We start from the raw sequence: 21,529 nt of genomic DNA on the forward strand, positions 1-21,529 counted from the left end.
GCTATTGAGTTGCCGTTGTTTACCGTTAACGCGGTGAGGCCAATGACCGGCTGGCAGGAGAGCGGCCGGCTTGGTAATCTGTGCCGGCGTTTGATGTGAGATTATCCGGAAGGAACGTCGTTGCCCCATAAGCGCATGCTCAATGCCGGCTCCGGTCCAGGCCCGACGAGGCGGATCGCCGGGATGACGGCAAAGTCGAACTGGGATGAGGTGCGGCTGGATATCGACCCGGGCGTTCGGCCCGATGTCGTTGGCTCGATTACCGCGCTGGACGCGTCCTTTCAACCTCAAGCCTTCGATGCGGTCTGGTCATCGCATGTGCTCGAGCATCTCTTTGCCCATGAGGTCTACCCGGCGCTCCGGCAATTCCACCGTGTGCTCAGGCCAGACGGCTTCGCCATGATCATGAGCCCTGATATCGAGGCCGTGGCTCACTTCATCGTCGAGCACGGGATCGCCGCCGTGGCCTACGACTCGCCGATGGGCCCGATCCGTCCGCTCGACATGCTCTACGGCCACACGCGCTCGATCGAGGAGGGGCACCATTATATGGCGCATCGGACCGGTTTTACCGCGGAGCGCCTCGGAAACCTGCTCCTCAGTGCTGGTTTCCCAAGTGTGTCAGTGCGGAGCCAGGACTTTGAGGTGTGCGCGCTGGCTCTGATGCCTGAGGCCAACGGCCCTGCCATCCAACAGGAACTCGCCGCCTGCGGCTTCGATTTCCAGGAGCAATTTGCCTAACTTGCTATCGGAGCGTTCGCCGCCGCAATGTTAAGGTTTATCGCCAAGAGCAGGCGTTTTGCGTGATGAAAACAGTCTTTCCGCATAGCAAGAGCGCCTCATTTATTATATGAATTTAATAGCTTGGCCGACGTGTCAGGGCGCCGAATTTCATAGCCTCGCCGACCAGGCCATATCGTTTCGTCACAGGTGAAAGACAGGACCCATGAGCTCCGAACTCGTTCGTGAAGGCGCCTCGATCGACCCCGCGCCTGCCTCGGCACTTGAGTGTCTTGTCATCGTCGGCCGCCAGCACGGGATGCATCTGACGACAACGCAGCTGGTGCAGGACAATCTGCTGCGCGATCAGAACGTCTCTATTCCGCAGCTGATCAAATGTGCCGAGAATTCCGGCATGAAGGCCAAGGGGGTGAAGCTCGATTGGGCTCATCTGGCGCAGCTGAAGAAGGCGTTGCCGGCGATCGTCTGGCTTCGCAACGGCGCCGCCATGGTGCTGCTTTCCGTTGACGGCGATCCCCAGAATATCCGCATCACGCTGCGCGATCCAAATGCGGCTGATGATGCGCTGCTTGTCATCGACCAGCCGCGGTTCGAGGACATCTGGTCGGGCGATGTCGTGCTGGTCAAGCGCGACTATGAAATCTCCGATGAGGCGCAGCCGTTCAGCTTCGGCCTCATCACGTCGCTGATCTTCCGCGAGCGGCGGATGGCGCGCGACGTTGCGATTGCGGCCCTCATTCTCGGCTTCCTGTCGCTGGCGCCGATCATGTTCTGGCGCCTGATGTCGGACAAGGTAATCTTCTACAAGGCCTACAACACCTTCTACGTGCTGTGCATCGCGATGCTGGTCGTCGTCGCCTTTGAGGCGGCGTTCTCATTCCTGCGGCAGTTTTTGGTGCACCGGCTCACCTCGCGCCTGGACGTCAAGCTGTCCACCTATGTGTTCGAGAAGGTGCTCAATCTGCCGATCGACTATTTCGAGCAGAATGCGGTCGGTCTGATCTCGCGCGACATCCGCGAGGTGTTCCGGGTCAGGACGTTCCTGGTCGGACAATTGTTCGGCACTGTGCTCGACTCAACGATGCTGCTGTTCTTCCTGCCGGTGATGTTCTTCTTCAGCCCGGTGATGACGTTCATTGTCCTTGGATTTGTCGGCTTGATCGTGGCCTGGCTGGTGCTGATGCTGCCGGCCTACCGGAAGAGGTCGGGCGCGGTGATGGCGGCGGAAGGTGCGCAAGGGGCCTTCCTGATTCAGTCCTTGAATGGAATGCGCACCATCAAATCGCTCGCGCTCGATGCGCGGCAACGCCATATGTGGGACGTGCTGGTGGCGCGGGTTGCCAAAGCGCGAATTGGCGAGGCCATGACGGGCACCATGATCCAAACCGTAGTTCGTCCGCTCGAACGGCTTGCGGTCAACGGCTCCTACGCCATTGGCGTCTATCTGGCGCTGACCACCAACGATCCGATCTATATCGGCGCCCTGTTTGCCTTCCTGATGCTGTCGCAGCGGGTTTCCGCGCCACTGATGCAAATGGCGCAATTGATCAACCAGTATGACGAAGCCCGTACGGCGGTCGCCACTGTCGCAAAACTCGTCAATCAGCCCGCGGAAGAAGGCCGCTCCGGCCATGGCGTACGGACGCCGCTGAAGGGGCAGGTCGAATTTTCAGGTGTGACCTTCAAGTACAAGGGTGCGGTCACGCCGGCGCTCAACGACGTCTCGTTTGAAATCCCGCTGGGGAGCACACTCGGCATCATGGGCAAGAGCGGCTCGGGGAAGACCACCATTACCCGGCTGCTGCAGCGCCTGCACTCTGACTATGGCGGGCTTATCAAGATCGACGGCATCGATGTGCGCGAATATGACATCGATCATCTTCGGCGCAATGTCGGTGTCGTGCTGCAGGAAAACTTCCTGTTCAGCGGCACCATCCGGGAGAATATAGCGGCGGCCAAGCCCGATGCGACGTTCGATGAGGTGGTGCGCGCGGCGCGGCTTGCGGGCGCGGAAGAGTTTATCGACAAACTGCCGCGTGGTTATGAGACCTACATCTATGAAGGATCGCCGAACCTGTCGGGCGGCCAGCGCCAGCGGCTGGCGATCGCGCGCGCGCTCATTGTCGATCCGCCGATCCTGATCCTGGACGAAGCCACCAGTGCGCTCGACGCCGACAGCGAGGCGATCGTGAATGCAAATATTGCTCGCATCGCGCAAGGGCGTACCTTGATCGTCATTTCGCATCGGCTGTCGTCGCTGGTGAAATGCGATGCGATTGTGGTGCTGAACCGTGGCGTCATCGACGATGTCGGTCGGCACGAGGAGCTCTTGGAGCGCAACGATATCTACGGCGGTCTCTGGCATCAGCAGAACAATCATATGATTGCACCGGTTCGACGGAGCCCCAGCCTTGTCTCGTAGTCAGCAAGCGTCCCTTACGACCGTCCGGCAATTCCAGTCCGAGACGGATGCCATTCGCGAGGCGGCCGAGCCGCTGGTCGCCCGCGCCACCTTGTACGTGCTCACGGCCTTTGTCGTCGCGATCGTCGCCATCATGTGTCTGACGCGAATCGACCGGGTGGTCTCGAGCGTCGGCGGCAAGATCGTTCCAGTTGATCAAATCACGGTGCTGCAAGCGCTTGACCCATCGATCATCAAGACCATCGACGTTCGGGAAGGGGATCAGGTCAAGACCGGGCAATTGGTTGCCACCCTTGATTCGACCTTTACCGCGGCTGACGTGCACCAGTACAAGCTGCAGATCGCAAGTCTTGAGACGCAAATGATGCGCGACAAGGCGGAGCTCGATGGCACGCCGCTGGTCTTCCCCGATCGCCAGGATGAGGCATTCAAGAGCTACGCGGACGTGCAGGGGGCACTCTACGCCCAGCGCGATGCGCAATACAAAGCGCAGCTGGCCAGCTTCAATTCCAAGATCGACCAGACCAAGGCCACCATCCAGAAACTCGAAAAGGATGACGAGCGTTTCGGTCAGCGGGAAGAGATCGCCAAGAAGATCGAGGATATGCGGTCCAGCCTAGCCGAGAGCGGCAGCGGCTCGAAGCTTAATCTTTACGTCTCGCAGGATCAGCGCCTCGAGCTGTTGCGGCAAATGGACAGCACGCATAACAGCTTGCTTGAATCCAAGCATACGCTGGAGTCTCTGGTGGCCGACCGCAATGCCTTTATCCAGCAGTGGCGCGCGCAGCTCAGCCAGGACTTGGTGCAGACTCGCAACAATCTGGATACGGCGCGGGCTTCCTCCGATAAGGCCATCAGGCACCAGGATCTGGTTCGGCTGACTGCGACGGAACCGTCGGTTGTGCTGACCATGGCCAAACTCTCGATCGGATCGGTGTTGAAGCCCGGCGATCCCTTTATCACCCTGATGCCGATCGGCACCCGTCTCGATGCGGAAATCAAAATTGCCTCGCGCGACGTCGGCTTCATCCGCCCGGGGGATCGCTGCACCATCAAGGTCGATGCTTTCAATGCGACCGAGCACGGGACAGCGGAGGGCAAGGTGCGCTGGATCAGCGAGGGCGCCTTTACGCTCGATGACGACGGTCGTGCAGTTGACGCCTATTACAAGGCGCGCTGTTCGGTCGAGCAAACAAACTTCATCGACGTTCCGCAGAATTTCCGCCTGATCCCGGGCATGACCTTGACCGGCGATGTCAACGTCGGAACGCGATCGGTTGCGATGTATCTGCTTGGCGGCATGCTCAGAGGCGTCAAAGAGGCCATGCGCGAGCCATGATGGCGGCCCAGTTTCTCCTTTGGCGTGCCAAGGAGGTCTTGCGTGGGCGACGTTTCCTTCAGCCACGGCCCCCGTTCGAAACGGGGGTCGTCGCATATGACGCCCAACGTTATCTCGACGCCTTTCACGCCTGGAAAGATGCCAGCAAGCTCGGCAATGCCGAGGCCGACTATCGAATTGCGCTTCTTTACGAGAAGGGCGAGGGCGTTCGCGGCAGCGCGGCTGAAGCCGTTGCCTGGCTTGAACGCGCGGCCCAGGGCGGCCACCTCGAGGCGCAATACAAGCTCGCGCAGATTTACCGTTACGGGGTGCAGGTGGGGCTTGGACCTGGGTCGGTCGAAGCCTGGCGGCGCTCCTCGCAGGAGCGCCTCGGCGAGAAGGCCTCGTCGCTTCATGCGTTGATCTTTCCGCACGGAACCGATGTCAAGAAGGATCCTGAGGCGGCATTCCGTTGGGCCAAGCTTGCGGCGGAGGCTGGCAAGCCAGAGGCGCAGGTCTTGCTCGGCGACCTCTATACAAATGGCGAGGGCTGCGAGCGAAACCTCAAGGACGCGTTGAAGTCCTATATGCTGGCGGCGAAGCAGAACTTCGCGGCCGGACAGTTTGCGCTCGGCGATGTCTGCTTCCAGGGCCGCGGCATCCCGGAAAACTTCGAGCTTGCGGCGGAATGGTACCGCAGGGCCGCGGATCAGGATTACGTCCGCGCTGCGGTGGCGCTTGCGTTCATGCATCTGAAGGGCAAGGGCTTGCCCGAGAATCACACCGAGGCCGCGCGGCTGTTTGCGAAGGCTGCCGAACACGAGGACGCGGTCGCGCTCTTTCATATCGGCATAATGCGACTCAACGGCGATGGCGTCGAACGCGACCGGGAGCGGGCCGAGACCTCGCTGCGAAAATCTGCCCGCAAGGACTATCTGCCGGCCATCCTCGCGCTTGGCGAATTCTATGCGCTCGGCGCGGGCGCGGAGCCCGATTTGCGGGAAGCAGCTCATTGGTATCAAAAGGCGGCCGAACGCGGCGACGTGCAGGCGCAATTCTTCACCGGCCGCTTTTTTGCAACCGGCGACGGCGCGCCGCCGAACCTTCGTGAAGCGGCGAAGTGGTTTTTGCGCGCTGCAGAAAACAAGCACCCCACGGCCGCCTTCAACATCGCGACGTTTTTGGCCAACGGCACTGGCGTTGAAAAGGACATTCCCGCCGCGATCAAATGGTTCGAGGTCGCCGCCGAAGGGGGGCTCAGTGCGGCGAAAGTTCAGCTCGGCCGTCTCCATGCAGCCGGAGGAGGCGGCACAGACCAGGCCCAGGCCAAGCAATGGCTCGAGCAGGCCGCCAATGGCGGTGATCCCGACGCCAAGGTTGCTTACGCCCAGTTCCTGCTACAGACGGACAAGGAGCGCTCGCTCAAGCGGGCGACGGAGCTCCTCACGGAGGCCGCCGATGCCAATCACGGGCCGGCGAGGCTTATGCTCGGGCATCTTTATGCGGGGCGGCTGGGCGTGCCTCCTATCCCATCGCTCGCGACGAAATGGTATACCAGCGCGGCCGAGGCCGGATCCGTCGAGGCCATGATGGAGGTTGCAAACCTTAATCTTGGTCAGGACAAGTTCGGCGCCGATCCGAAGCTTGCGGCCCTATGGCTGGAGAAAGCCGCGCGCGCGGGCCATGCGCTTGCCCAGTTCCAGCTGGGAGTGATGTTCTGCACCGGCCATGGCGTCGAGCTCAATTTGCAGCGAGGCCTTGCCTATTATGAAGCTGCGGCCAAGCAAGGTCATGCGCTCGGTCAGTTCAATCTTGCGGTGATGCTCTCAAAGGGCCAGGGCTGCGATCGCAACGTGGAAAAGGCGCTGCAGTGGTTCGAGCGAGCTGCGGACCAGGGCTTGCCGGCCGCGCAACTCACACTTGCAGACGCCTATGCCACGGGTTCGGGCGTCCCCAAGAATGCAGAGACGGCTGCGGCCTGGTATGACAAGGCTGCACGACAGGGCAATGAAGTCGCCCAGCAGCGACTTTTGGCGATGGGTCGCGCCCCGTCCAAGTAACAACGGCCACGGAAACGTGCTCTCGCCCTCGGGCTTGCGGTAGAGCTTCGTCGGGCGGTCATATCGGCAAGAAAAATTCAATCACGGCACAACGGATGGAACCAAGACGCGAGCACTACGCGAGATAGTCCTTCAGAGACCGAAGCATTAACCATGCCGAGGCGAATATGCTATCAAAGTATGGCCAGGCGCACCGCGCAAATGCCGCCCATTCAAATGCTCACTGCTGCTGAGTGACTTTTGCGACACTGTTTCGATGAAACCGGCGCTCGATTAAGATTAAGTCCGACAGCCAGCCTTAGCTGCATTGCGCCGGGTTGTGCCGGGATTTAGAAACGAAGGGCGCAGTCTTCGATTCAATTTTGACGTCCGGTGGCACCAGGTTTGCTTCGGGGACGTGGCCTGCTTCTTGATTTGGGGCGCTTTAGATGTCGGATTTCGTTAGCGGTCTTGTCCGAACCTCCGCCAACCGGAAGTCCGGTGGAAGTAAATCGAAAGCGGCAAAGAAATCGGAACAGACGACGGCTGGCGGAGCAGGTGTCACGCCGGAGCAGCTCAAAATCGCAAAGGATTACCTGGTTCGACAAGGCCTGTTCGACACCGACTACTACGCCAGCACCTATGGGGACGTTGCAAAGTCCGGGGTTGATCCGTTCGAACATTTTTTCCTGCACGGTTTTCTGGAAGGACGACGTCCCAACGTCCTGTTCGATACGGCTTGGTACATTGCGACCAACCCCGATGTGACCAGCTCCCGCGTCAATCCATTGCTACATTATGCGCGCATCGGTGAACCCGCCGGAACGCGGCCCAACCCGCATTTCGACCCGGCCTGGTATCGAACGACTTATGGTCTCACACCGAACGAGAGCCCGCTCGGACACTATCTTGCAAATCGCAAGGGGGCCTACAGCCCGATCCCCGAATTCGACGCGCAGTATTATCTCTCGACCTACCCTGACATCCGCGATGCCGGCGTTGATCCGTTCGAACATTTCATGTCTTACGGGTTCAAGGAGGGACGCAATCCGTCGGGTGAATTCGATGTGCGCTTCTACGTGCAGCGGTATCTCGGGGGCAAGTTTGACCAAAATCCGCTGGCGCATTTTCTGGAGCATCGCGAGGAGAAGGGCGTCTACTCGAAGCCACCGCTGAATGAGGCGACCATCCCTGCCGAAATCCGCAGGTTCACGCGGTCGGGTCCGCACTTCGAGGAGCTGCAACCGCTGCCGCCACGTGCGAAGCGGCGCGCAAAGGTTCTTGCGTATTACCTCACCCAATTCCACTCCTTCCCCGAGAACGACAAATGGTGGGGCAAGGGTTTTACGGAATGGACCAATATCGCCCGCGGCGTGCCGCGCTTTAAGGACCACTATCAGCCGCGCGTGCCGCGTGATCTCGGGTTTTACACGCTTGAGGACATCAACACGATGCGCAAGCAAGTCGAGCTTGCGCGGGGTAGTGGCATCGACGGTTTCGTGTTCTATTACTACTGGTTCAACGGCAAGCGGCTGCTGGAGCGACCGCTGGAACAGTTCCTGAAGACGCGTGACATCGACATGCCGTTTTGCCTGATGTGGGCGAACGAAAACTGGACCCGGCGCTGGGACGGCATGGAAGGCGAGGTTCTGATCTCGCAGGACTATCTTGCCGAGGATGACGAGCTTCTGCTCGCCGACTACGCGCGGCACTTCTCCGACCCCCGCTATATTCGTATCGATGGCCGCCCGCTGCTCATGGTCTACCGGCCTGGCATCATCCCGAATGCCAAGGAGGTTATTGAGCGCTGGCGCCAGATCTTCGCTGAAAAGTTCGATGAAGGTCCGATCATCGTCATGAGCCAGAGTTTTGACGATTTCGATCCCGGCGTTTATGGGCTGGATGGCGCCATCGAGTTTCCGCCGCACAAGATCACCAAGTTCACGCCGCGCATCAACAACGAGGTTGAGCTGTTCGATGACACCTTCAATGGTCAGGTCTATCGCTATGAAGATGTGGTCGACTATTCGCTGAAGGAGCCGCGTTCGGATTTTCCGCTGATCAAGACGATCGTGCCGAGCTGGGACAACGACGCACGGCGGCAGGGATCGGGCCTGGTGATCCAGGGCTCCACGCCGGCGAAATACGAGGCCTGGCTATCTGCCCTGATCGAGCGCGCGCAAACGGAAACTTTTTTTGGCGAGAAGATCATCTGCGTCAATGCGTGGAATGAATGGTGCGAGGGGGCTTATCTCGAGCCGGATTTGCATTTCGGATCGGCCTATCTGAACGCGACGGCGCGAGCGGTCGCCGGCATCCAGCGCGATGCCACCATGCCGAAACTGCTGTTGGTCGGACACGATGCGTTTCCAAGCGGAGCGCAGCATTTGCTACTTCATATCGGCAAAACGCTGAAAAGCGCGTTCAACGTCGATATCCGCTTTCTGCTGATGGGCGGAGGAAAACTTGAGGCGGACTACGCGCAAACTGCTCCCGTTACCATCGTCCGCAGCCCCAACGAGCTCCCGGGCAAGCTTGCCGAGCTGTGCGACCAGGGCGTGACAGCTGCGATCGTCAATACCTCTGCAAGCGGCAGTGTCGTTCCGGTGCTGACCGGTCGCGGTATCAGAACGATCAGCCTCATCCACGAACTGCCGCGCATCCTGCGCGAAAAGGGACTTGAGGAGCAGGCGCGGCGCAGTATCACGACTTCACACAAGGTGGTTTTTGCCTCGCGCTACGTCCGGGACAGTCTGGTGACCGGCCTCAAGCTCGATGAGGACAAATCCGACCGGTTCGTGATCTTTCCGCAAGGAAGCTACAAGCAGATCGAGGCAGCGCCCGACAAGGCGGAGCAGCTCCGCTATGAGCTGGGTATCCCCGCAGGCGCGCCTGTCGTCCTAGGCGTCGGCTATGCGGACTTGCGCAAAGGGTTCGATCTGTTCCTACAGGTCTGGCGCCTTGCGCATCTGAACAATCCCGGGGTCCATTTCGTGTGGGTCGGCGACCACGATCCCGGCATGATGGAGTGGCTCGCGGGCGAGGTAGCCACGGCGGAAGCTACCAAGACGTTTCATCTCATTGGCTTCCGCAGCGATATGGAAACCTTCTATTCGGCGGCCTCCGTGCTCGCGCTAACCTCGCGCGAGGACCCGTTCCCGACCGTTGCGCTTGAAGCAGTCGGCATCGGCGTTCCGGTGGTTGCTTTTGCCAACTCGGGCGGCATCCCCGAATTCCTCAAGGAGAACCAGCTCGGTCGGGTGGTCGATTATTGCGACACGGCGGCGATGGCGCGGGCAATCGGCGAGCTCATTCGGATGCCTGTCGCGTCCGCCGAGCGCGATCGCATGATGGATTTGATCGAGCAGGATTTCTCGTTCCCGAACTATGTGAAGGGGCTGCTTGAGCTGGCCGCGCCAACTCTGCCAGCCGTATCGGTGGCGGTGCCAAACTACAATTACGCGCACTGTCTTCGCGAGCGGCTCGATACGATCTTTGATCAGACCCACCCGGTCGATGAGATCCTCGTACTCGACGATGCCTCGACGGACAGCAGCGTAGACGTCATCATGGAGGTTGCCGAGAGCCGGCAACGCGATCTTGCTCTCATCATCAACGAGGAAAACTCCGGATCGGTCTTTGCGCAATGGACCAAGGCGGCCGAGATGGCGAGCGGCGAATTCCTCTGGATCGCCGAAGCCGACGATCAATCCGATCCACAATTCCTCGCCCGCCTGGTCGGCATCATGAAGGCTGACCCAAGCATTGCGCTTGCGTTCTCGGACTCGCGCTCGATTGATGCCGAGGGCAGAGAAGTCTATGCGAGCTACAAGCCGTATTATGCGAGCATCGCGCCGGAGGCGCTGTCGCGCAGCGAGGTGTTCAACGGATCGGATTTCGTGGCGCGTTATCTTGCGGTCAAGAACACGATCCTCAATGTGAGCTCGGTGGTCTGGCGACGCGAGGCGTTGCTCGCAGCACTTGAGGCCTGCCGCGACGAGCTCAAGGACTTCCGGATGGCAGGTGACTGGCGCCTGTACCTACAAGCATTAATCCCCGCCGGTGCCAAGATCGCCTATGTGGCCGACCCGCTCAACGTCCACCGCCGGCATGCCGAGAGCGTCACGCATTCACTCAAGGCCGAAAAGCATGTCGCCGAGATTGCTGCAATGCACGCGGCAATCCGCGGTGCGGTCAAGCTGCCAAAGAAGCAGGCGCTCGCCCAAGCCGCCTATGTCGACGAGGTTACCGGCCAGCTGATGGGCCCCGCAGAGCCGCCGCATCAGGCGCGGCCGGCGAACGGCACAGCACAATCTGTAGAAGCCGTCATCGCGCCGGACGAGGCCTCCGGGCACCAGACGGCGAAATCGGGCGCACCGCCTCGCCGACCCGCGAGGAAGGCAAAGAAAGTCGATGGCAAGGCGAAGGCCGGGCCGTCACCGAAGATCGGCCCGCGCCGGAAGACACGTGATCAAGCGTCGCAGCCGCCTGTTTCGAAACAAGGCCGTCCGCGACCGTCTACAGCCCCGTTCAGTAACAAATCCGCCACTCCCGACTAACCACGAGAACCCCGCATGTTTGTGCCTCCTTACGAACCGCTTCTCAAAAGCCTCAACTCCAGCCGTGACCAGGCCGAGGCTGCCCAGCAAATCACGGTCCCGCTACCTCTCCTGAAGCTCTTGCTCCAGATCGCGCTTGCGCAGGCGGATTTCAATGAGGACAGTTATCTTGCAGCGAACCCGGATGTGAAGGCCGCAGTTGAGCGGGGAAGCGTCGAGAGCGGGCTGTTACACTTTATCGGCTACGGCTATTTCGAAGGTCGGTCGGGGGGCATGGCGATTGTGGACGAAGATTGGTATCTAATGAAATATCCAGACGTCGTAACGGGCATCAAGAAGGGCGCCGTATCGTCTGCCGACCAGCATTTCAACAAGGTTGGCGCCGGGGAAGGACGTAGTCCAAATGCCTTTGAGGAGCAGAATGCCTTTCAATGGAAAAAGGTCTTGCAGGGCGATCATTAGTGCTGCTCGGACGGCTTTTGCTTAGCCATTCGGCCGTCGTTTTCTCAACGTCAAAGGCATATAGTCCAAGTTTGCGAAAGCGGGCGTGAAGAAGGAGCCAGTTTGGAGCGGTAGCATGATAGTTTAGGTGCGGGCCGGACAAACACTGTTTGATCTCACCATCATGGCGTTGCCGATCGCGATGGTTCAAATTGCTACAGCAGCACAAGTAGGAAGTATCTGGGATAGGGAAACGCTCACTCGAGCGGTATTTTTTGTATGTCGATCCTCAATTGGGATAGAGATCAACCAGAAATCCTCGACCGGTTGAGCCCTCTGTCGAAGCTCAAGATCTGTTGTAAGACGTTGAGCGAACCCGAAATGGTTAGGGGCTGGGTTAAACATCATTCCGCGATCTTGGGCTCAAGGAATCTGATTATTGCTGACAACGGTTCTCTCGATGACGCGACGCTTCAATTTTATGGATCGCTTGAGAACGACGTCACGATTTTTCAATTTCAGGGTTCTCACAACGACATCCATTGGCACCCAAGGTTTAGGCCGCTGTTCGATCGGCTAAAACAATCAGTGGATTTTTTTTCCTTCATCGACGTCGACGAAAGGCTGATTTGGATTGAGGAAGATAAGTGGGCTGCCGACGAAATAATCGTAGATCAACTTCAAAACACCAGCGCCATCTATCCTACGACTTGGCTGATAAACGCCATTGGGCATGAAAATCGTTTCACTCAGCTTGATACCGAGCGTCGACCAATCCTCTCAAATAACCTGAAGTGGGGCAAGCCCATCTTCCCGTCGAGACTCGTTGGCGCTCAAGCGGGCATACACAACGTTCAGTACAAAGGGCAAGAATTCTCGCAAGATTTGGCAGGTAAGCTATTTCTTCTGCATCTTACGCAATTTCCGAATCAGCGAATTGCCGCCAACGTAAAAAAATTGGCAAATAGGGGTGTCGTTGATCGCTTCGCTGATCCAGAGGCGATCTTATCGATGGATCTGAGTGCTTATCCGGATAAGACTGTGATTCGATTTCAAAACGAGATAGCCGATATGATGGCCTTTTTGAATGGTGATAGATCCATCCAAACTAGAGAGGTCGACTTTCTGGAGCTGGCTCCGGATGGCACTGTGCTTTACTCGAATTCCGAAGCGCGCGCTGCTTTCTCGAGGTTTGTCAACGAAAGTGCTGGGGCAATTCGAGAGTTGTTCGATTTCAAAGACATTGTCGGGTGACTTAGTGTTGCAGAGGACGTCGCTCCCTCATGTGTCTCGAGGCGGGTCATGACAAATATCTCATTTTCCGACTGTTGTCGAAGTCCTACCATTGAGCCAATAGTGATGAATGCGACTACAGTCTCGTTCATCCAATGCGAGTGCGATACTTTCGTGAGGTGTGAATGAGGCCTTTTTTCTTGCTCGCCAGTCTAATTTCACTTGGTGTGTCGATCCACGAAGTACGTGCCAGTGATCAGGAATTTTCGACCGTTATGACTGAGCGCAAGTGCGATGCGCTTGATTTGCCCGATGCTCCACTGCGAGCGTTTCGATTGCCTGACGGGTCAATCAGAGCGTTCGCAACGCATTACCGAAATCGGGCCATGGTGGGAACAAGCTTTGACAGCCTGAACGAGGACTGTTCTGTTGTGTTTGAGGCGGCGCGCGATCCGGATCCGTCGCACTTCGACTACAAGACGTGGATAACTGCCACGTGGCTTGGAGAAGATGGATCAGTCGTTGCATTGGGACATAACGAATATCAGGCGCACGAATTGCCAGGCCGCTGTAGTTTTAGCGATTATGCGTCCTGCTGGTATAACAGCATCGTGCTCTTAAAGAGCGAAGATCAGGCTCGAACTTTCCACCGATTCTCTAGGTCGAACGATGTTGTGTTGGTGCCTGACTTCGTTGACTTGCTTGGGCAAGGCCATCCGAGAGGGTACACAAGCCCAACAAACCTAGTCAGGTGGGGCAATTATTTATACACATTAGTCGCCTACTCCGGCTTGCAAAAGGGTGACGGAGGGCGATGTGTTTTGAGAACGTCGCTGCCAATTCGTGAGAACTCTTGGCAAATTTTGACCGACCAAGGGTTTGTAGCGCCCAACGGAAGCCCCTACTTACCAAATGCCTCCAAAGTCCGCTGCTCTTATGTTTCTGGGATGAACGGATTTGTCGGCTCATTAAGCAAGCTGTCTCACCGTGATCTGTTCGTTGCGGTCGTTGCAGAAGACGGAAACGACGGCGGCGCAATCGTGGCCTATTTTTCCAAGGACTTGAAGCACTGGAGAGATCGTCAGGTCTTGAAGAGTGTGTCGCTATTCTGGTCAGCAAATTGTTCGCTCGGTCAGCGGTTCACCTATCCTAGTCTAATCGACGAGCGCTCTTCATCGGCAAATTTTGACGAAATAGAGGGAGAGGTCGCGACACTGTATCTGGTACGAGGGGGATGCAGAGTTGGGTCTAACAGAGCGTTGGTCAAAACCAATGTGAAGATTGTCGCACCGAGTGCTTATCCTTAAAAGACAGGGAGTGCGGCTCAAGTACGCGCTGGCGATGCGATGACGGCTACGTACGTCCTGATTCTCTATCGATTGCCTGCTTCCGATGCTCGCCAATGACCTTTCCATTCGGCGCTTTGACCTGGATGGCCTGCGACGAGTGATAAAGTTCTTTTGGAGGGGTGACTTCGAAGCCGTGCATGCCACTTCCAATTTTTGCCGTTCGTAAATCAGGGCGATAAATATTCGATAGCACGCGAACAACCAGTTCTTGATCAAAATGGATCTCTACCTCGACGGGAAACTCAGGAAATCGAGAGTACTGGGCCCAGCCGGCTATTTTATCTGAGCTGAACAAATCGACGTGTCCTCGCGACGTTTCCTTCTTCATAAGCTGGTGCAATCCCGCGTCTATGGCTACAATATCGTCGCAGCAATGCTGTCTCAGCAGTCCAAAGCTAAACTCGTTATCGCTAGTTATTTTTGAGAGTAACTCGAGACGATGAGCCTTCATCTCTATTAACGCAGACACATTTTGTAGTTTCACATACGATCGTACGGTTGATCTGATGCCGCTTTCCAATTGCCGTTCATCATCAATGATTTGACCGTCGTGCTGCTCCATTTCCGTGAACTCATTTGCTGGCTTAAACGTCTTTTGGTGATGGCGTCAGGTGGGCTTAATGCTCATGCTCGGAAAGGTGAAGGCCAGGTCACGATGGCACAAGCAGGCGCCGTTATGGATTGCAGACTCGAAAGTCTACAGAGAAATGGCGTAGCTGGGCAAGCTCCGCATATTCCCGCCTTGAAGTGCAGAACCGTAAATGTCGCCACGATACTTGCCAAATTTACAAGGCGGAGCGTGTGAACTGCACCCCGCTTTGACCGGACACCGGCGTTAGCCGGAGGAGCTAGGCTAGTCCTAGCATGCGCCTATGTCCGACACGTTTTCAAAGGTGGAAGTCATCACCGGCGGTGCCCCGCCGGCGGCGGTTTACGGCGGAGAAGCTTGTGGTCGTCAACGAGACTCTGCAACCGGGCATGTCGATCAGCTATTTTGCTCGTCGCCATGGGCTTTCCCGGAGCCTGGTCTTCGAATGGAGACGGCTGATGTGTGAAGGGGGCGAGGAGGCGGTGCGGGCCGACAAGGATGTGGTCGCCGCGTCCGAGGTCCGGCGGGCTCGAGGAACGGGATCGAGACCTCGAACGCCTGCTGGGCCCCAAGACCCTGGAGGTAGAGATCCTCAAGGATGCTCTTGATCTTGCACGGGTAAGAGAACCGACCTTGCTGTCGCGATCGCAGGCACCGGAGGATACCCTGTGAAACGGATCGCAGAGACCCTCCGGGTGGCCCGTTCCAATCTGGTTGACCGAACGGGTGGCAAGCGTTCGAACCGCGGTCCGCAGACTCGCGTCAGGGACGCGGAACTCACGTCTGATATCCGGCGCCTGGTGGATAGCCGCCCGAGCTATATGGATACCGGCGGATCGCGCGCTCCTCAAGCGCGAGCGGCGATCCGCCGGCCACGACCCCGTCAACGCCAAGCGCGGCTACCGGCTGATGAAGAAGTGTGGCTTGTTGCTGGCCCGGCATACAGGGCGCCGCCTCCCGCGGGCCCATGACGGAACGATCATGACAAGCAGCTCCAACGAGCGTTGGTGTTCGGACGCTCTGGAGTTCACCTGCTGGAATGGCGAGATCGTGCGGGTTGCCTTTGCCCTGGACAGCCATGACCGCGAGGTCATCAGCTGGGTGGCCACAACGGCTGGGATCTCTGGCGAGATGATGCGAGACATGATGGTCCGCTGTGTCGAGCAGCGGTTCGCCGGCATCTGGGCTCCTCACAAGGTGCAATGGCTGACCGACTATGGATCCATCTTCGCCGCTTATCGTACTCTTGAGATTGCCGCGGCCCTCAACCTCGAGCCCTGCTTCACGCCGGTCGAAAGCCCCGAGAGCAACGGCATGGCCGAGGCATTCGTAAAGACCTTCAAGCGTGACTACGTTCGTGTGAATCCGATCCCTGACGCGAGCACCGCGCTGCAGCGGATCGACCAATGGATGGAGGATTACAACTCAGAACACCCACACTCCCGCCTGGGCTACCACTCACCGTGGGAGTACATTGCATCACTCAAACCAGCCGAGTGTCCGGTCTAACGGGGGCAACTCCAGCGTGTTGGGATAACCATTGGGAGTTATCGTTAGCAAGGGCAGAAAGTAACTAGCGAACTCCTCGTGCTGAGCCGCGTCATGGCCGCCGCTCATCAACCGGCCACGGCCGTGCGCACCCGAACGGCGCCCCGTCATCGCCGATCGGCCGACATTTGATCGCGTCGACGTCGCCCACCGCTCATACATGGGCCGCGCTACCGTCGCGCAACTGGATGCATCGGTTCGAACTCGATCTGCCAGTTCGCCTGCAGCGCTCAAATTCCCATAGAGCCTGCCGCACCACTCCCGCCCACCATGCGCGGTTCCTCCGTGAGGCTTTCGGATGCCGGCCGCCCAAATATGACCTTCCGCAGCCGCTCCACGACAAGATGCAGCGCAATCACGTCCCCCTCTGACAGTTCGACACATGCGCGCTTGCGCGCCCACACAGCCTCAGGAAAGTGAAAGAGGTTGGCTTTGACCCATCGGCCGCCGCGCTCTGACAGTGGCTGCAAGTCCATTTTTCCGCCTTCACGAGACATCGGGCCGGCGAAGCCAGTTCGCAATCCATCCCATCGCTCTGCAACCCTCAACGATCTATCCTTTGCCGACCAAGCAGCCTCCCTGTTGCTGAAGTAACGATCACGCCGTATCGAGCCAATGTTTTTTCAGAACGTCATTCGCGCGCCTGGCATCGAAGTCCACGCTCCTAACAAAGACCGATAGGTTTTCTGTCATGGCAATCTCACGACCAAACTCTCGCACGATGTGGTAATATTCACGCCGTTGGAAATCGTGGATGGCAATGAACGCATCCTGGCGGCACCGCAAAAAGCACTGCATCATGCAGGCAATGCGAAACCTTCCATCCACAAAGTAGAAATCGGCGACGATGGATTCCGCGATTTGCCAGACGGCCTCGTGATACTGAGGCCATCGATCGCGTGTTGAGACGTCGGTTGGAGCGCCCCACTCCCCCAGAGGGCCGATATCGACAAACTGGGTGCGTGGCTGGGTTGGCGAATCTTTAGTTTCCTCAGAAACTTTTGCCAGCCATTCTTGCGATGAATCAACCGTGATAAGCCACTCTTTCGGTGTCGAGGCAGCTATCCAGGTCGATCCGCCAGATCCGAATTCGAGGTAGCGCTGAGAGCAGTTCGCAAAACTGGTAAACAATAGCCTCTCAGCGTCGGTCATCGCAACGCGCATAAAATCTCCAAGAGCTTGCTCAGTTGATCGAGCAGTACTAGTAACATCTCCATGTTCTCAGGGCCCTCGCTGCTTTGCGTTTTCGCAGTCAACCCGCCGGTATCGCCAGGGTTTCGTGAAACCATTCGCCAATGTTACTTCTTTTAGTACCAGGGCCCCATCCGAAAGGTAAAGGTTCTTTGCCAATCCTCGTCTCTAGGTTACATTCAGCTTTAGACGAAATCAGCGGGCAAAATCGCACTGTGGCTAAAATCAAAATCGGCAAGGGAGGCAACCTTGCCAACAAAATGTTTCAATACGCTTATTGTCGACGGTTGCAAGAGCTGGTCCCGCAATCAGCCCTCGTCGGCTACAATATCCCAGAATTTGACCTGGTTCGACCGGACGATACTCCGCTTCGGGACAGGACGCTTCACATAGAAGGGGGGCATCAACACTCAGTCGCTTCCATTGCCTATAAGCTCCGAGAACGAATCTATGATGACGTCTTATTTGAGGGCTACGTTCAGCGCTTAGAATACTATCCCGATAGGGAGCAATTCGGATCGTTCTTTCGTGGTGAGGCGCCGGCCGAGATGTTTGGGCCGGATGTGCTCCTGATCAATGTGCGCGGCCGGGAAGTACTGCGAAATATGCACCCGGACTATGGCCCAACTCCAGTCTCGTATTTCGAGCAGATCGCGAATGAGACAAAGCTGACACCTGTCATAATGGGCCAAATCGGAGATGACCCTTATTCCGATGCACTCAAGAGGACGTTTCGGGGCTGTCGTTTTCTTGAACATAGGTCTGCCCTAGGCGATTTTCAGACCGTGCGACACGCCACAAACATTGCAATCAGCGTAAGCACATTTAGCTGGCTTGCGGCGTGGCTTTCCAATACGGCGCAGAATATCCACCTGCCAGTGAAGGGGTTTCTGCACCCTCAGCAGCGTCCCGATGTCGATCTTCTACCGACGCGAGACGAGCGATACCACTTTTATGAATTCAGGATAGAGCATTGGCATGCGACCGTAGAGCAAATGGACAATCTAATTTGCAAGTCGCAAGACTTCCGAAAGATCGCAAGCTCCACGGTACGAGCGATGATTCGTTAGGGACTATCCAAGGTGATAAATGGCACCCGCGCGATACAGCGCAATGGAATGAGGAGGGCAAGCCTCAGCACAGAAGTAATGTTGGCATCAGAAGGTTAGACTTCGTCATTACAAAGTCCCTTTCTGCCCTCTAAGAATATTGTTATCTGAAGCACGGAGAGCGACACATGCAAGAGTTCACTATCGGAACCATCGTGAAATTGGTCTCGGGCGGCCCGTCAATGACTGTTGTTGGAACCGGCGGTGAATTCGTTCGGTGTACTTGGTTCGATTCGCATAATCAGGTGCAAACTGAGGCATTTCATGCCGGGGTTATAGTGGTGGACGATAAGCGAACCAGCCCAGCAACGGACTTTGCCCGCCGCTCGTAGCCTCGCTTGAGGCATGAATGTCCAGCTCGGGAATGTTGATTGTCGAAGGTCATTCGTTCGACAGCTATCGCCCTGTAGCAGAGATCTGAGCGCCGGCGAGAAGCGGAGAAGCTGTCGACGACGTGATAGACAAAGTCCATCGCCTAGATCTCGTTGAACACGAGTCGCTGGCCTGTGAAGCAGGATATGCACGCGGCGTTAGCCGTAGCTAACGCGGACATGGCAGATCTCCATGTCCGATCTTTGAGGGCGGACTGGCCCGAGCGACGACACTTGTCGTGGTGGGTCGATAGGTCGAACTCGAGAGCTGCGCATACCTTGCGGATCCATACCTGCCATTTACCATAGATCTCGGCGACGAGCTTGCGCTTCCGACCAGGCGTCACATTTTTCGCGGGGAACGTCCTGCAGCATCCAGTATCTCCGTTCTTCAGCTGGCGTTCTCGTACTCGAGTTCCTTCAGCCGGCGCATCTCTGTCGGCAGCAGTCCGTCGCGCACGTTGCGGCACCGCAGTTAGCGACGAGGGGGCAATCGTCACAATCGATTGAGGGTTTGACGTTGGAGCTTCTGCAGCGTCGCAAATATAGTTTCTCGTTATCGAGATCGACGATTGGCCAAGGAACTAGAAATGACTTCAATTTGCCCGTCGTTTCTTGCAAGGGGCAGCCCCAGACCTTAGCTGAGCCCTCATCGACCATGCCGACTTAGGATTTTCTCAACAGGGTTAGCCCGTCGATTTTTCGTGACCTTGCCCCTCGGGCTTAATCCAGTTTGAAGTTCGTTCTGGCCTACGACAAGGACCAGAGCATGAAGCGCAGCCGCTTTACGGAAGAGCAGATCATCGGGATTTTGAAGGAGCATGAGGCCGGCGTTTCGGTCGCCGATCTTTGCCGCAAGCATGGCGTCAGCGACGCCAGCATCTACAAATGGAAGGCCAAGTTCGGTGGGCTGGAGGTGTCGGAGGCCAAGCGGCTGAAGACGCTGTTGGACGAGAACACGCGGCTGAAACGGTTGCTGGCCGACTCCATGCTGGACAATGCGGCGTTGAAGGACCTCTTGGGAAAGAAATGGTGGCGCCCGCGGCCAAGCGGAAAGCTGTCGCGCATCTCGTGGATGCCCACGGGATGAGCGAACGGCGGGCGTGTGAAGCCATCGGCTGCTGCCGCATGACCATGAGATACCAGACGACCCGGGCGGACGAAGCCGGCCTTCGCCAGCGTATGAGGGCGATCGCCCAGGAGCGCCGTCGCTTCGGCTATCGGCGCCTGCACGTTCTGCTCAAGCGGGAGGGCTACGTGATCAACCACAAGAAGCTGTTCCGGCTCTACCGGGAAGAGAGGCTTGCGGTGCGTCGCCGTGGCGGCCGCAAGCGGGCGATCGGGACCCGGGCGCCGATGACGGTGGCGACGGCGCCGAATGACCGCTGGTCGCTCGACTTCGTGTCGGATCAGCTCACCGATGGCCGCCGCTTCTGCATCCTCACCGTCGTCGATGATTGCACCCGTGAGTGCCTGGCGCTGGTGGCCGACACCTCGCTCTCCGGCACCCGCGTGGTGCGGGAGCTGGACCGGCTGGTGATGGAGCGCGGCAAGCCGAAGATGGTGGTCAGCGACAACGGCAGCGAGTTCACCAACAACGCCATCCTCAGCTGGGCCGACCAGAGCCGCGTCGACTGGCACTACATCGCGACGGGCAAGCCCATGCAGAATGCCTTCATCGAGAGCTTCAACGGCCGGCTGCGCGATGAATTGCTGAACGAGACGCTGTTCACCTCGCTGGCCCAAGCCCGCGTCGCGCTCGGATGCTGGCTCGCCGATTACAGCGACGCACGACCACACTCGCGGCTCGGATGGAAGACGCCGTCCGAGTTCGCCTTCACATGCCACCCGCGCCGGGATCTGGAGCTGCGCTATGCCGAAGGCTCCGCGCCAGCTCCCGTCGCTCCCACCGCCCAACCGGGCAAATCCAACGGCCGGGGCGAACTCAGAACTGGATAAAACTTGGGGGCAAGGTCACCTCCGGTCGAATACCGCCGATTATCGAAATTGGCAAAAGCAGAGGAAGTGGTGGCTAGGGGGTGTTGAGCCGGCAGGAGGCGCGACCGGCAGCGGCTGATGACGCGCGGCAAACCGCTAAAGCATCAACCGTTCCGAGTTACGATCAGTCATCGCGGGCGACATTGCATGGGCATAGAGAACCCGCTGGCTGCTGGAGGTTAGCGGGTTCACCTTGTCGACGAGCGGGCCACAAATTATGTTTGGCCAGTTGTTTTGAATGGAGTTTCCTGACGTGGCGCTTGGGTGTAGCGCGGCAATCTGGGGAGGAAGTGCGCGGCGATCAGGATGGCGAGGCAGTGTCGCGGCCTGATGATGATTGCCGCGATGATTGTCGCGCGCAAGAGTTTTGTTGAACTCTGATTGTCGCGCAGGTTCGCGACGAAAGTGGAAAAGTGACCGAAGTCTCGTACGGGAATCCGACGCATTGAGGCCGCCAAAGCTGGCGGACTCCGGCGGTCGAGCTGGATGCCATTGGGCCGAGGCACAAATGCGGGTGCACGCTGTGCAAAACGCGACGGGCGGCTAGAGCGTGATGGCATTAAGTTCGATAGCCTGAATTTTTGAGGTAGTGGGCGCACTCCTCGGAGGTGAAGGCATCGA

Annotated in this window: 13 protein-coding genes and 1 pseudogene; 12 read left to right on the top strand and 2 right to left on the bottom strand. The window is 57.9% G+C overall.

The window, feature by feature from the left end; translation table 11 throughout:
* Positions 1 to 135: 135 nt before the first annotated feature.
* The 8 genes from L6639_RS31885 (at position 136) to L6639_RS31920 (ending at position 14,060) form a co-directional block, all read left to right on the top strand.
* Positions 136 to 741: a class I SAM-dependent methyltransferase gene (locus L6639_RS31885; RefSeq protein WP_338076569.1), complete on the top strand. Its 606-nt coding sequence runs from the start codon at positions 136 to 138 to the stop codon at positions 739 to 741.
* A gap of 205 nt (positions 742 to 946) precedes the next feature.
* Positions 947 to 3,163 carry a peptidase domain-containing ABC transporter gene (locus L6639_RS31890; protein WP_237865486.1) on the top strand — a complete coding sequence of 739 codons (2,217 nt, stop codon included), beginning with the start codon at positions 947 to 949 and terminating at the stop codon, positions 3,161 to 3,163.
* Entirely contained in the window at positions 3,153 to 4,502 is a 1,350-nt protein-coding gene (locus tag L6639_RS31895; protein WP_237865488.1) for an HlyD family type I secretion periplasmic adaptor subunit, read from the top strand. The genes L6639_RS31890 and L6639_RS31895 overlap by 11 nt, the downstream gene beginning before the upstream one ends.
* Before the next feature lie 38 nt (positions 4,503 to 4,540).
* On the top strand, positions 4,541 to 6,541 hold the full coding sequence (locus L6639_RS31900) for an SEL1-like repeat protein (protein WP_237865490.1): 2,001 nt from the start codon (positions 4,541 to 4,543) through the stop codon (positions 6,539 to 6,541).
* A gap of 428 nt (positions 6,542 to 6,969) precedes the next feature.
* Entirely contained in the window at positions 6,970 to 11,079 is a 4,110-nt protein-coding gene (locus tag L6639_RS31905; RefSeq protein WP_237865491.1) for a glycoside hydrolase family 99-like domain-containing protein, read from the top strand.
* 15 nt (positions 11,080 to 11,094) lie between these two features.
* On the top strand, positions 11,095 to 11,541 hold the full coding sequence (locus L6639_RS31910) for a hypothetical protein (RefSeq protein ID WP_237865492.1): 447 nt from the start codon (positions 11,095 to 11,097) through the stop codon (positions 11,539 to 11,541).
* A 258-nt stretch (positions 11,542 to 11,799) separates the two neighbouring features.
* Entirely contained in the window at positions 11,800 to 12,774 is a 975-nt protein-coding gene (locus tag L6639_RS31915; protein WP_237865493.1) for a hypothetical protein, read from the top strand.
* A 164-nt stretch (positions 12,775 to 12,938) separates the two neighbouring features.
* Entirely contained in the window at positions 12,939 to 14,060 is a 1,122-nt protein-coding gene (locus L6639_RS31920; protein ID WP_237865494.1) for a hypothetical protein, read from the top strand.
* Positions 14,061 to 14,106: 46 nt separating this feature from the next.
* On the opposite strand, the gene L6639_RS31925 is transcribed toward L6639_RS31920, so the two are convergent.
* Positions 14,107 to 14,664, bottom strand: coding sequence for a hypothetical protein (locus L6639_RS31925; RefSeq protein WP_237865496.1), 558 nt, complete (start codon positions 14,662 to 14,664; stop codon positions 14,107 to 14,109).
* 310 nt (positions 14,665 to 14,974) lie between these two features.
* On the opposite strand from L6639_RS31925, the pseudogene L6639_RS31930 reads away from it, so the two are divergent.
* Positions 14,975 to 16,200 (top strand): annotated as a pseudogene (locus L6639_RS31930) (IS3 family transposase).
* Between the two features lie 636 nt (positions 16,201 to 16,836).
* Here L6639_RS31930 and L6639_RS31935 read toward each other — a convergent pair.
* Positions 16,837 to 17,403: a hypothetical protein gene (locus L6639_RS31935; protein ID WP_237865497.1), complete on the bottom strand. Its 567-nt coding sequence runs from the start codon at positions 17,401 to 17,403 to the stop codon at positions 16,837 to 16,839.
* Positions 17,404 to 17,582: 179 nt separating this feature from the next.
* On the opposite strand from L6639_RS31935, the gene L6639_RS31940 reads away from it, so the two are divergent.
* The 3 genes from L6639_RS31940 to L6639_RS31950 all read left to right on the top strand — a co-directional run bounded on the left by L6639_RS31940 (position 17,583) and on the right by L6639_RS31950 (position 20,869).
* Positions 17,583 to 18,500 (top strand): O-fucosyltransferase family protein, encoded by a 918-nt coding sequence (locus L6639_RS31940; RefSeq protein WP_237865498.1) that lies wholly within the window; start codon positions 17,583 to 17,585, stop codon positions 18,498 to 18,500.
* A 167-nt stretch (positions 18,501 to 18,667) separates the two neighbouring features.
* Positions 18,668 to 18,871, top strand: a complete 204-nt coding sequence (locus tag L6639_RS31945) for a YodC family protein (protein ID WP_237865499.1) — start codon at positions 18,668 to 18,670, stop codon at positions 18,869 to 18,871.
* A gap of 808 nt (positions 18,872 to 19,679) precedes the next feature.
* A protein-coding gene (locus tag L6639_RS31950; RefSeq protein ID WP_237865515.1) for an IS3 family transposase occupies positions 19,680 to 20,869 on the top strand; the annotation gives its coding sequence in 2 pieces (ribosomal slippage) (positions 19,680 to 19,926 and positions 19,926 to 20,869; 1,191 coding nt in all).
* Positions 20,870 to 21,529: the final 660 nt, after the last annotated feature.

The sequence above is a fragment of the Bradyrhizobium zhengyangense genome, assembly GCF_022012555.1.
Lineage (GTDB): Bacteria > Pseudomonadota > Alphaproteobacteria > Rhizobiales > Xanthobacteraceae > Bradyrhizobium > Bradyrhizobium zhengyangense.

Bases quoted from the DNA above. Each gene is read 5' to 3' on its own strand.
- L6639_RS31890 (WP_237865486.1), top strand. From the start codon at position 947: ATGAGCTCCGAACTCGTTCGTGAAGGCGCCTCGATCGACCCCGCGCCT.
- L6639_RS31925 (WP_237865496.1), bottom strand. From the start codon at position 14,664: ATGGAGCAGCACGACGGTCAAATCATTGATGATGAACGGCAATTGGAA.
- L6639_RS31905 (WP_237865491.1), top strand. From the start codon at position 6,970: ATGTCGGATTTCGTTAGCGGTCTTGTCCGAACCTCCGCCAACCGGAAG.
- L6639_RS31920 (WP_237865494.1), top strand. From the start codon at position 12,939: ATGAGGCCTTTTTTCTTGCTCGCCAGTCTAATTTCACTTGGTGTGTCG.
- L6639_RS31910 (WP_237865492.1), top strand. From the start codon at position 11,095: ATGTTTGTGCCTCCTTACGAACCGCTTCTCAAAAGCCTCAACTCCAGC.
- L6639_RS31945 (WP_237865499.1), top strand. From the start codon at position 18,668: ATGCAAGAGTTCACTATCGGAACCATCGTGAAATTGGTCTCGGGCGGC.
- L6639_RS31935 (WP_237865497.1), bottom strand. From the start codon at position 17,403: ATGCGCGTTGCGATGACCGACGCTGAGAGGCTATTGTTTACCAGTTTT.
- L6639_RS31885 (WP_338076569.1), top strand. From the start codon at position 136: ATGCTCAATGCCGGCTCCGGTCCAGGCCCGACGAGGCGGATCGCCGGG.
- L6639_RS31915 (WP_237865493.1), top strand. From the start codon at position 11,800: ATGTCGATCCTCAATTGGGATAGAGATCAACCAGAAATCCTCGACCGG.